Below are 11,973 nucleotides of genomic sequence, written 5' to 3'. Positions count from 1 at the left end.
CAACTACCGTATTTCTACGTGATGCCCATTATTTTATAGCGAAATGTTCATCCCTTTGAAATACCGCTTTGGTCTTAGGTTAAAGTCTAATAAAACAATAAATTACATCCATAAAAAAAGACAAACGGTGTTGTCTTTTTTATATACACATTAAAAAAGTTTATAGTTTGGCAGCTTGTCATGTGGGGTAACCAAGCATTCTTCCATAAACTGTTTCTTTAAATTTTCACGTAATGCTTCTGGATCTTTTTTCAATTGATCAACAGGAAGTGCATAAACTGTATCCAAAATTTTAAAGATAAATTTACGTGTCATCTCATCTTCAATCTTTGCCGCATATTCCGTTGCTTGTTTTTGCTCTATTCCATTTTGACGATCTAGCGTAATCGAACGTGCTGCGTTGCCCACACTGACGCAATAGCCATGCCATTGTTCTTCAGGGGTTAACGGCTTTTTCTCAGCACAACCAGCCAAAACTAAACCTATTGCAATAAACAAAACTTTTTTCATCATCATACTGCGGCTAATTTGATGCACACATCATACTGAAACTTGTTGATTTTGCAAAAGGAAGCCTTTAAAACAAGGCTTTCCGTAATAAAAACATACAAATCATTTGCTACAGCGCATGTTATTGCCTAACTTTTGACATTTTCCACCATTGGCAGAGAGGTATGTCGTTCCTGCGACGAGATTATAGGACTTACCTTTCATATCCCAACATCTAACCCCATTGCAGTTTTTGACAGGGATAAGCATGTCACTTGTCGTGCTAAGATTGCTTGTTGCTGCCGTGGTCGCAGTGACAGGCTTAGTCGATGTTGTTGCGGCAGTTGCGGTTACTGTTGTAATTTTTGGCTCTTTGGGCGTAGTCACCGTTTGTACATTTGCTTGTTGCGCGACCGTAGTATTGGCATTCTTTTTTACAGGATCAAGTTGAGGTTCTTGTCTTTGTACAGGTTGCGGTGTTGCGGAATAAGTGGTGACCCCTTTGGCATCAACCCACTTATAGTATTCCTTGGCATTGACTTGGAGTGTCGAACTGAAGAGCACTAAGCCAAGCACTGCCCAAAGCTGACCAAAAGTGACAGATTTCATTTATTTTCTCCAAAAAATGTCATAAAATCGTTTATTTTCAATAGGTTAAATTAATTCTATCACATTTTTATTTTTCTAAAATCATTGGTTATAAAATCTGTTTAAAAAGTTTCCTCAGACCATTAGTCCGCATTAATTTTTATGTGAATGCTTTTTGAAGGTTCGGGCTGTTTTACACTCATAAAAAAGAGGAACTATTTCATCGAAATAATTCCTCTTTGTGATTCTAAATCAAGCTAAAAGTAGGCTTAGAATCTCCAATTGTAGAATACGTCAATCGCACGTTCTAAGGACTGACTCGCTTCCAGATATAAACGACGGTTCATCTGATAACGCAAGGTCAATTTATTTACTGGAGTAAATACACCAATACCATAACGAATAAACAGATCTGGCGTGATATAGCCTGTCAGACTCACTTGCGTATCATCGCCCGTACCCTGTGCGTCCAATGCCAAACCACTCAAACCAAAGGTTCGACCAATCTGGTTAGTCAAGGCTCGCGTACCGCCCAAGCCCATACTAATACCCGCAGCAGCAATAGTGTTATTTACGTCAGACTTAAAGCCTTCGGTATTACTTAAACCACTGTTACCTTCATTAATACGACCTGTCAGTAAGGCATTTAATGCTTCTTGTTCAGACAAGCCAGCATCGTTATAAATTTGAATATTCGGTACAGTGGCCGTTCCTGTGACACGTACCCCAACCATGCTACCCTGAACTGGTTTATTGGCATCAATATCCAGTGTCGGGTTGGCCAACGGCCCATTGAAACGTGCAATTGCTCGGTTCAAATCAAGACTTTGTCCATAGGCTTCGATCTTCACCTTTTGACTGACGCCAATCGCACCATTGGCACGCATGGCTGTTTCTAAACCACGCTGCGATAAGTGCAAACGACCGACCAATGGAATGGTACTTTCGAAACCTTGGAAAATGACTTGGTTGCCTAAACTTACGGTCATATCGGCGCGAATATCCCACGGTTTAGCTGCTTTTAAAGTTGCCAGCAAGTCTTGACCTTGTTGAACCACACGCACATCAGGTGATAAGTTCACCACCGTCGCAGAACTTTCTGGCATCGAGATACGCGCACGCGGCACATCAATTTTCCCTTTCAAGCTTAAGCGCTGCGCAAAAGGATAAACATCCAAGCTTAAATCAGGCTCTACAATCGCCGTGATCATTGGTGCTTGGCGTACCAATAAGTTTTCACCTTTCAGGGTCAGATTTAAATGTGGGTCATTTTTCCAATCAAAATTACCCTTCAAACGTCCAACACCTTGACCACTATTAAATGCGCCATCAATACTGGCAGATTGCTGACGTATAGAAGAATACAGCTGAATATTGCTTAAATTCACAGGCAGAGAGATCATCGAAATTGCACCATTTTTCAAGCGCATCTCACCGACAAACTCAGGTTGAGTTAAAGTTCCATTCATTTTACCTGCCAAGGCCAGAGTCCCTGACATTGAGCGTACATCTTTGATAAATGGCTTAAACACTTTCAACTGCACATCATTAAATGCAACTTCACCACGCATTGGCATATTGGCTTGATATGGATTAACAATCACATTGGCATAACCTGTCCCAATGTCTGGTGTTTTCATATCGACACGTAACAACAAACCTTCGCTGATACTTTTCGCAATCAAACTCAATTCATCATAAGTGACCGTTGTAGCAGGATCTTGTGGATCATCCGCAGCCAATCCAATTTCACCTTTCTGGGTGACTAAACGCGCGTCCAGCTTCGGATGGCTCCCCTGAGCCCAAGATGCTTTGGCATAACCATTCAATTGACCTGTGACCGCTAAACCTTCAGGCATGAAGGCGGTAAAGTCTTTTAAATCCAGATTTTTGGTAATAAAGGAGAAGCTACCTTTAGCTTTGCTAAGGCGCGCAGGCTGATCTAGACATAATTGGCTACTCGAACTCTGCCAGCAATGCTGACCCACATACAATTCCTGTTGTGCCGTGGTATAGATAATCGGCGCACTTTGGTTTTGTACCAAACTGATATTACGCGAGGTAAAATTACCTTTTTGCAATTGGCCTAACCAGTCGTTCTTCGGATTGAAACCACCTGCCAGTTGTAAATAGAAATTCGATTGACGGTTTTTACTCTCAACCTTCAACACATGTGCCTTGCGCGTTCCCGCTAGATTCACGGTTGCATGTTCGATTTCACGATTGCCATTACGCAAACGATCTACCGTTGCAGTCAGTTGTGTTGGTGTGGTTTCAGAAGTTGGCAATTCACCCTGCACTTTTAATGAACGAATTGACACCAGATCATTAAAGGCAAAATTATCAACCACCATATTTGCGGTTGCTTTTAAGCGTGGCTGCGACTGTACATTTAAACTGCCGTATGCACGACCACGCAAGCCCGGATAAAGCTCATATAAAGCAGGCGCATTCAACTTAATACGTAAATTTTGTGCATTGCCTGTGGCTTGCAACTGATTCTGTGCGTAGGCAAAGAATAAGTCATTGGCTTCGAATTGTTGTGGTAAGAAACCCGCTTGATTCGAATCAAGCAATAAACTCAGATTACCGCGACCACGAATTGGTTTGTTATTCAGGAAGCCTGCAACATTGAGCTGACGGATATCAATCCGTTTCAGTTTATCCGACCAAACACCAAGTGTTTTAACCCGTCCAGAAACTTCACCTTTGACACTTGAAACAAAATATTGAGGTTTAAAGCGTACCAATGAAGCATCAATATCCCAACCCAGTTTATCTTTGAGGTTGACCGCACCCGTTGCGAAGATCTTTCCAGCAACCCCATCGTGATTAAGTTCATTAATCTTGATGTAATCAGGCGTACCTGCAACCTTAATCTTTAAAATGCCATTAGCTTGATTCAAGGCATTCAAAGAACCATCATAATCCACGGCAAAACTTTTAAATCCACCACCAGCTTTTTCATCATTGAAAATCAGAGCTGTCGAACTTTTACCTTTTAAGGCAATTGTTTCAGCTTTATTTTCTTGAGGTAACTGACCAGTTAAATCAATTTGTTCAAAACGAATGATTTGTTGATTTGGTTTGGCATAACCAATGGCTTTGATTTCACCATTCAATAGATTGATTGGGGCAGCCGCAGCAATGCTTTGCGGATTAAAATTCTGTGCTTTGAGCTGAGCTTGCCACGAAAGTTGCTGCTTTTCGGTTGGTAACTTAACTTTGGCCTGACCCGACAAGCTGCCTTTTTCCGCTTCATAGCGGAAACTTTCCACATTTAATAGATCGCCTTTTACATCTAAACGCGCATCATATTTTCCTGTTGGCAATAAAGCCTGCTCATGAGGACGAATCGTTGTAGTGAGGTAAATGTCTTGCTGACCTTCTTTTAAAGTCAGATTGGTATGACCTTCTTCACTACTGAGCCAGCCGATATAAGGCATGGCACGATCAATCCCTTTCCATGACACATCAAGCAACATCGGTTGTGCTTTATGGTCTTTTTCTTCCGCTTGGTCCAGCTGAACCGCCCAAGTCTCAAACTTATCAAATGCAAGCTGTGCATTCAGCGCCAAACCTTTTTCCATTGAACCTGTAGAGTTCAGGCTCGCATCCAAGTTTGGAGGTAAAAAATCTTGTGCAATTTGCGGTACGGTTTTGTCTTTCGAATCCAAGCCTTCTAAACGACCTTTGACATCCCAAGACACATGATCCTGCCAGTTTACAAAACCGAGCAAGCTGACCACCCCACCCATCAATTGGCCATTAAACTCACGGATATTCAATTGATGAGTTAAATCAGTATCCATCAATGCTGTATATTGCCCCTCTGGCACTTGCTCGCCTTTAAGGTCTGTATTCAACGTTAAAATCAGTTTCTGGATATCGCCATTAAATTTTGCAATACCATCTTTTGCAAACAGCTTTTGATCTTTGAGTAATGGCAAATGATAGTTTTTAAAGAACAGCTCACCATTCATCGGCACATGTTCACGTACAGGATGGACGACCGCCCAACCTGTGAGCAGGTCTGGATTTCGAGTTGCCACGCCAACTTTTAAGGTATCTAGAGACCCTCTGGCTGCAACTTTAATGACATCAATATCCAAACTTTTAAGTGCAGGAATGATCAAATCAGCAGTCGCATTGAGCGGATATTTACCACTAAAATCCATCTCTCCTGATGCATTGTTAACTGCTAAAAACTCCATTTTCATGCGTGAGTCTTCGAACTTTAATTTGGTTTCTGACCATAAAGCATCTTTTAGATAAATATCGCTAAAATCGACTTTCGAAGTAGTGGTTTGCAATTGCAAATGGTCGAGCTTGGCTTCATCAACCCGTAATACAAAAGGAAGTTTGATCGGATCAAATCCAAACGGTTTGCCTGATGGTGGTTTCTTATCAAGAATCTTTAGATTACGAACATCAGCATGGCTAAGATGCACTTCTTTTTTTAGAATCGCTCGCCACCCCAAAGACACATCGGCACGATCTAAAGAAACATCAATTCCCTCCAGTCGCACTAACACATTTTTTAAAATAATGCCTGAAAGCAGATTACCACTTTCATATTCGTATTTAATGGTTTTCTGGCTTTGAAGTACACGGTCTAATAGAAAACGGCTACCCTTATCCGTTGACATCATCACAAGCAAAGAACTGACCAGTAATAAAAGAATGATCAGCACAATCAGCACAATATTTCGAGCAATGCGCCGTGGTGGTCTTGGTTTTGTTGGAGGGGTAAGTTGCTGTTCTACTTCCGTCATAATCAACCCGAGATTGTTTTGCCCTGATTAAATACAGGGCTAAAAAAGTTTTAAAGCTGTGGCCCAATAAAGAAATGTAATCGAATTGGATTATTATCATTAGAAATGCCCGATGCGATATCTAATCGAATTGGTCCAATTGGCGATCTCCAGCGGATACCAACACCCACACTATATTCTGTTGGGTTACTAAATTGTTTGTCATAAGCGTTACCAAAGTCCGAGAACACTGCAGCACGCCAGCCATCTTTAAATTGATAATTGTATTCTAAGGAGCCAACCCCTAAGGCTTGACCACCGATCTTATAGCCGTTTTCTTCAGGTGATAGGCTTTTATAGTCGAAACCACGTAAAGACTGATCACCACCCGTAAAGAAACGTAAGTTATAAGGAACTTTATTAAAGTCATCGGTAAAAATATAGCTTGCATCGCCACGACCGACAAATTGGTGATTGTCGTTTTCACCCAATGAATAGATAAAACGCCAACCTGCACTTACGATTGCCATATTGGCATCTGAGAGTAAAGACTCTGTACCCAGTTCAACTTTATAGGTTTGTTTAAAACCTTTGGTTGGATTCAAACGGGTATTGCTATTGGTTTTAGATGCTTCATAACCTAAGAGCAAAGATTCTTGCTCAGAATCAATTCCTGAAACTTTAAAAGCATCTGGCAACTCATCGACATTGACATCACCTTTTTTGGTGAGGCGGTCTAAACGATAACGTAAACCAAAAGTATGTTGCCAATCACCCAATGGATTTTTAATGACACGTTCACCACCCAGTACCGCAGATTCAACCAATAAGTTGACATCTGGGCCAATGTCATCGCGAGTTTCACGCTCATAACCACCAACAAGGTTGAAATAGTCATTTAACGGGTGTTTATAAGGAATACTATAACGACCATCAATCGACTGTCGGATTTCAGAGACCTCAACGTTCGCGTCAAAAGAGTGACCATATTTATTGACAATGGCACGACGGTATTGCGTACGAATACGTGCACCCGTATCGGTACCATAACCAATACCGGTTTCAAGGCTGTTTAAACGATCAGCATTTAGCGTCACGACCACAGGAATTTTGCGCTCTGCCCGTGCTTGTTCTTCGAGCTTCTGACGTTCTTCATCGTCGTCGTCATGTGCTGGTAACACTGGCATTGAACGCGCCAAAGCAGGTTGCGCTGGTTCTGCACCAGAGAACTGTGATTCATCCACCACGTCCTGTGTCACCTCTTGCGCAGAGGTGACTTTTGCACGAGCCAGATCTGCCTTCTGTTGACTGCTCATCAATTGCGATTCTTGCACACGTTGTTGATCAACCAAAGCCTGTAGGTCAGGTGGTAAATCTAGAGGGGGTTGAATCGCATCAGGCTTGATCGTATCAACCAAGGTATAGTTAAAATAACGACTATTGGTTAAATTATTTGCCAATACATTGACACGCCAGAAAGCATAATCATCATCCTCTTTCCAAGGTGCTAAACTGTCGAGAACCTTTTGGGTGAGCGGCAATGGTTTACTCGGATCACTCATCCGATACTCAACTTTCTTTAACTTATAGCGCTCGCCCGTTTCATAATTTAAATTAATTTCAGCAGTTTTTTCTGGTTGAGTGATTTTGACATCATGCAATCGCCAAAATGCATCGAAATAACCGTTATCCGAAGCTACCGTAGTAATTTTAGTTTTGGTTGCTTCATAAGCGCCGTGATTAAAAATATCACCGACATCTTGCTCTGGAATTAATCGAATCACTTGGAATTGAGGTGTATTAGCGCCTGCACCCGTAAATTCAATATTTTGTTCTTTAATTTTGACGGGTTCATTTGGAACCACAATCACCTTCACTTTGCTATCACTTTCTTTCACAAAGGTATAAGTGGCATTGTAATAGCCTACCGCTTGCGCCGCCTGATTGGTCAAAGCACGCAATTGCGGTAAGGCAACATTAAAATCCTCAAAAGACTCTTGGGTGAAACTAGACAATTTAGCTTTGATATTCAATGCCAAAATCGCAGGTGCGCCAGTCACATCTGCGGAAATACGCGGAATTTTATCGGTATTGAGTAAATTATCTGGACGGAAACGATTTACAATTCGTTTAAAGAATCCAACCTTTTCCTGCGGTTGATCAGACTTAGGCTGCAATTCAGCTAAAGTTTTACCTGTTTCATTGGCCTCCACCACGATTTTACTGTCTGCTTGAATCTCACCCATCAGTTGATCAATATTCAGTGGTGCTTGTTTAATTTCAGTCAGTTCAGTCTGTGATGCATCAGCGATGATAGGCTCAGGATTTCTTGCGGTGTTTTCTCGATACGCTTGTGCTTGATTTTTTGCATCTTCAGCAACACGGAAGATTTCATTTGCCATGTTTTGATCGACAGGGATTACAGGCAGATTTTCTAAATTGTCATCCAACTGAATCGGTTTTAATTCGTTAATTTGATTAGTGGATTGTTCTTGTTCTTTTAGCGCTGCCAAACTGTCTTGCCCAGGCAATACCCCTTGATCCGCAAGATTGATTGCTGGCGCTGTTGGTGCTAATGCAGGAGCTGCCAGTTCAATGGCTGGTTCGGTCTGTTCAAGCGCTTGATTTTCAGGCACAGCCGAATTTTGTTCTTGTGCATAAGCAACTGATATGCAAGAACTAATTAAAAAACCACTACAAATAAGTTTAGGAAAACCCTGCATTTTAAAAATTAAATGCATAGAATGAACCAGTGTCGACTGTTTAAACTTCGTTTTAGATGGCATGTAAAACTCTAAATTTGTTTTTTAATTTATCGTTTTTGATGGGTGAAATAACTTCAAATCTTTGATTTTTCATCCAATCAGACCTAGGTATCATACATGCATTTCATCACATTTTTACAGTTCGTCACATTTTTTTATAAATCACAATGAAGTGAACACATGATGAAACAAGATGAGCACTTAATGACATCACGTCGGTTTGCCCCGATGTTTTTCACACAGTTCTTTGGCGCACTGAATGATAATGTATATAAGCAAGCGCTACTGCTAGTGATTACCTATGGGTGGATTCAACAACAAAGTGCATCAATCAGCACATTAAACAATTTAGCAGCCTTATTGTTCATTTTGCCCTACTTCTTTTTTTCAGCGACTGCCGGCCAAATCGCAGATAAATACGAACGCTCACAACTGATTCGCTTTATTAAAATATTAGAAATCGTGATCATGTTGATTGGTACTGCTGGCTTCCTGCTTGGGAATTTATGGTTACTATTATTTGCCTTGTTTTTAATGGGCACCCATTCCACTTGTTTTGGTCCAATCAAATATGCCATTTTGCCTGAAATTTTAAAGCCGCAAGAGTTGATGTCAGGCAATGCCTTGTTTCAGTCAGGTACATCGATTGCAATTTTGCTGGGGATGATTTTAGGTGGTGCAGTGATTGCCACTTCAGAAGGTAATCTACTTTGGATCAGTGTCACTGTTATCACTATTGCTTGCTTAGGCTATTTGTGTAGCCGTTTTATCTTGCCGCAGAAAGTCGCCGCACCTGATTTAAAAATTGATTGGAACTTTATTCGCACCAGTTTTCAGACTATCCAATATGCCAAAAGTATCCCCGTTGTATTTGTAATTTTGTTGGGTAACTCTTGGTACTGGTTCTATGGTGCAACCTATTTAACCCAGATTCCACAACTGACGCAACAAAACCTACATGCATCAGAAAATGTAGTGAGTCTATTACTCACCTTTTTCTCGGTTGGTATAGGTGTAGGTTCTTTACTTTGCAGAAAAATCGGGGGTTCGGATATTAATATCAAGATGGTGCCCTATGGCGCAATTGGTTTAACTGTATTTGCCCTGTATTTGGCTACAAGTCTCGCCTTTGTCCCTGAGCGTACAGGTGAATTACTCAGCTTAAAAGATATGTTTACGCTCGGTGCTGTCTACTACCATGTCATGCTGGCAGTGACTTTACTGGGCATTAGTGGTGGATTTTATATTGTGCCACTCTATGCCATGATGCAGGCCTATTCACCACGCTCACATCGTGCGCGTGTTGTCGCAGCAAATAACATTTTAAATGCTGTATTTATGGTCTCTTCTGCAGTTTTCTCTATTTTAATCTTAAGCTTTTTAAAAATTGATATTAAAATCTTATTTACCATTACCGCTGTTTTAAGTGCTATTTTTTCATTTTGGTTATTAAAACGCCTAAAACCTTTATTAGAAAATGCACCCAATACATTAGAGGATTAATATATGCGTCATTACACTGGTCTCGATAAACTTATTAATTCCTTTGATCAAGCCTTACGTAGTTTAGTTCCTGGTGCGACTAGTGCGCAGCGCAGCAACCCAGCCGATGAAGAACCATCACAACTCTGTGTCAGTGATGCCCGTCATGTTGCTGGCTTGATGCGCGTCAATCATAGTGGTGAGGTGTGTGCTCAAGCGCTCTATCACGGTCAGGCACTCACCGCAAAACTACCGCATGTGCGTGAAGAAATGCAGCAAGCAGCAATTGAAGAACAAGACCATTTGGCATGGTGCGAAGACCGCTTAAAAGAATTGGATAGCCACACCAGTGTATTAAATCCAATTTGGTACGGCCTATCTTATGGGATGGGTGCAATTGCAGGTATTGCAGGCGACAAATACAGCTTGGGTTTTGTAGCTGAAACTGAACGCCAAGTGAGTCAGCATTTGCAAGAGCATATTCAGCAACTACCTGCTCATGATGAACGTTCACGGAAAATCCTCGTACAAATGAATGAAGACGAGTTACATCATCGTGATACTGCCTTAGAAGCTGGTGGCGTGAACCTACCCGCGCCTGTACGGATTACTATGACCGCTATTTCGAAACTAATGACTAAAACCAGTTATTATCTTTAACTTATCCAAGGGAATTATCGAAAGCTAATTCCCTTTTGATTTAGCTTACATCATCAAAATTAACGAAACACAATTTTACCTTTATCGGTCGAATAACGGTCACTCCAAAAGCTTTGCGACTGCTTGTCCAAATCGGTAAAAATAGTGTAATCAATTTTACCTTGTCTAAAACTCAATTGGTCATTCTTCTTCACCGCAATAACACGCGTATCATTCACCCAAACTCGCTGTTGCTGATCAATTTTAATTACAGCCAAAGCCGTGCCATCTGATCTTTCTGCAATCCACTGCGGTTGCTGTGTTATTGATGCACTCGGACTTGCTACATCTACCGTTTGCTCGACAAAACCCGCCTTGCTATTTTCCGCTTTGCTTTTGCTAATATCGCAACCTTGTGCTTCACTGACTTGAGTACAACCTGATTGTTCTAATTGTTGTCTATATTTGGCATCAATTGCATAGGCTGAGTTCATGCTGCCACAGAGAATAATCCCTAGAGCAATAAGTAACTTGGCTTGCATAAATAATTCCTTCATTATTCGCTTGTTATCTATTTAAACATCCCTGTATACGGGCGTATGTAACTCAAATGTGTTTCGTCACAAACAAAAATCCATGGATTGCAACCATGGATTTTTTTCATCAGATGTTAAAACTGAACGGTTCAATATAAACCATGTTCTGCCTTAAAACGCTCTAGATCTCTGACAGCTTGATGATAACGTGACTGTACCCAACTGCTATTGATGCGTAGATCGTATAAACTTTTTTTATACTCTTCCCGAACTTTGGTCGGCAGATCTTTACGCTCCAGCTCTTTTAAATAACGGTTCATATCATTTTGGGAGCGATTAAACTCTGAATCTGCCTGATAGTATTCATTGGCAACTTGGTAATAACTACGTAAGGATTCACGCTTTTCAATCGGGCAAACGCGAATATCGCCACGACCTTCTAAAGCCTCATTAAAGATATTTTCTGGTCGGCAGTAATAACCCAAGCCTTTTTGATAGCCTTGTTCATACAGCTTCTGATTCGGCACAATATTGGCTTTTTGGCAGGAAGAATAATATTTATCTAAGCGTGAATCACGTCCTTCTGAACCATCTTTTTCACCTACATTGAACCAATTTGCTGTTTTACATTGCTCGACACTCATGGTCGCACAGCCCGAAAGTAAAACCGTTAAAGTTGATAAAAGTAAAACTATTTTCATCAAGAATTCTTCCTAATTA

8 protein-coding genes are annotated in these 11,973 nt (G+C 41.0%); 2 read left to right on the top strand and 6 right to left on the bottom strand.

All coding sequences use genetic code 11. The features are described from left to right. Positions 1 to 150: 150 nt before the first annotated feature. The 4 genes from V6E90_RS04990 to V6E90_RS04975 form a co-directional block, all read right to left on the bottom strand. Positions 151 to 510, bottom strand: coding sequence for a hypothetical protein (locus V6E90_RS04990; RefSeq protein WP_004806476.1), 360 nt, complete (start codon positions 508 to 510; stop codon positions 151 to 153). Between the two features lie 102 nt (positions 511 to 612). Further along, the gene (locus V6E90_RS04985) at positions 613 to 1,098 is read right to left on the bottom strand and encodes a DUF4124 domain-containing protein (protein WP_332604688.1); all 486 of its coding nucleotides are present in this window, start codon (positions 1,096 to 1,098) and stop codon (positions 613 to 615) included. A gap of 248 nt (positions 1,099 to 1,346) precedes the next feature. Next, positions 1,347 to 5,852, bottom strand: a complete 4,506-nt coding sequence (locus V6E90_RS04980; protein WP_332604687.1) for a translocation/assembly module TamB domain-containing protein — start codon at positions 5,850 to 5,852, stop codon at positions 1,347 to 1,349. Between the two features lie 50 nt (positions 5,853 to 5,902). Continuing rightward, complete coding sequence (locus tag V6E90_RS04975; RefSeq protein ID WP_332604686.1) at positions 5,903 to 8,617, bottom strand: autotransporter assembly complex protein TamA; 2,715 nt, start codon at positions 8,615 to 8,617, stop codon at positions 5,903 to 5,905. Positions 8,618 to 8,776: 159 nt separating this feature from the next. Here V6E90_RS04975 and V6E90_RS04970 point away from each other — a divergent pair, with 159 nt between their 5' ends. After that, positions 8,777 to 10,099: an MFS transporter gene (locus V6E90_RS04970; RefSeq protein WP_262757680.1), complete on the top strand. Its 1,323-nt coding sequence runs from the start codon at positions 8,777 to 8,779 to the stop codon at positions 10,097 to 10,099. Between the two features lie 3 nt (positions 10,100 to 10,102). After that, the gene (coq7, locus tag V6E90_RS04965; protein WP_023269540.1) at positions 10,103 to 10,738 is read left to right on the top strand and encodes a 2-polyprenyl-3-methyl-6-methoxy-1,4-benzoquinone monooxygenase; all 636 of its coding nucleotides are present in this window, start codon (positions 10,103 to 10,105) and stop codon (positions 10,736 to 10,738) included. 59 nt (positions 10,739 to 10,797) lie between these two features. On the opposite strand, the gene V6E90_RS04960 is transcribed toward coq7, so the two are convergent. Together V6E90_RS04960 and V6E90_RS04955 are read right to left on the bottom strand one after the other, a co-directional pair. After that, on the bottom strand, positions 10,798 to 11,259 hold the full coding sequence (locus V6E90_RS04960; protein ID WP_065342182.1) for a hypothetical protein: 462 nt from the start codon (positions 11,257 to 11,259) through the stop codon (positions 10,798 to 10,800). Positions 11,260 to 11,402: 143 nt separating this feature from the next. Beyond that, on the bottom strand, positions 11,403 to 11,954 hold the full coding sequence (locus V6E90_RS04955) for a DUF2799 domain-containing protein (RefSeq protein WP_332604684.1): 552 nt from the start codon (positions 11,952 to 11,954) through the stop codon (positions 11,403 to 11,405). Between the last annotated feature and the right edge of the window lie 19 nt (positions 11,955 to 11,973).

The organism is Acinetobacter sp. ESBL14 (assembly GCF_036668815.1).
Taxonomy (GTDB): domain Bacteria; phylum Pseudomonadota; class Gammaproteobacteria; order Pseudomonadales; family Moraxellaceae; genus Acinetobacter; species Acinetobacter gyllenbergii.
Note: the sequence above shows the minus strand (reverse complement) of the source record. Positions and strands in the feature narration are given on the sequence as shown.

What these genes read in the sequence shown, in the direction of transcription:
- V6E90_RS04975 (WP_332604686.1), bottom strand. Translation starts at nt 8,617, where the DNA reads ATGCCATCTAAAACGAAGTTTAAACAGTCGACACTGGTTCATTCTATG.
- V6E90_RS04985 (WP_332604688.1), bottom strand. Translation starts at nt 1,098, where the DNA reads ATGAAATCTGTCACTTTTGGTCAGCTTTGGGCAGTGCTTGGCTTAGTG.
- V6E90_RS04990 (WP_004806476.1), bottom strand. Translation starts at nt 510, where the DNA reads ATGAAAAAAGTTTTGTTTATTGCAATAGGTTTAGTTTTGGCTGGTTGT.
- V6E90_RS04960 (WP_065342182.1), bottom strand. Translation starts at nt 11,259, where the DNA reads ATGCAAGCCAAGTTACTTATTGCTCTAGGGATTATTCTCTGTGGCAGC.
- V6E90_RS04970 (WP_262757680.1), top strand. Translation starts at nt 8,777, where the DNA reads ATGATGAAACAAGATGAGCACTTAATGACATCACGTCGGTTTGCCCCG.
- V6E90_RS04980 (WP_332604687.1), bottom strand. Translation starts at nt 5,852, where the DNA reads ATGACGGAAGTAGAACAGCAACTTACCCCTCCAACAAAACCAAGACCA.
- coq7 (WP_023269540.1), top strand. Translation starts at nt 10,103, where the DNA reads ATGCGTCATTACACTGGTCTCGATAAACTTATTAATTCCTTTGATCAA.
- V6E90_RS04955 (WP_332604684.1), bottom strand. Translation starts at nt 11,954, where the DNA reads ATGAAAATAGTTTTACTTTTATCAACTTTAACGGTTTTACTTTCGGGC.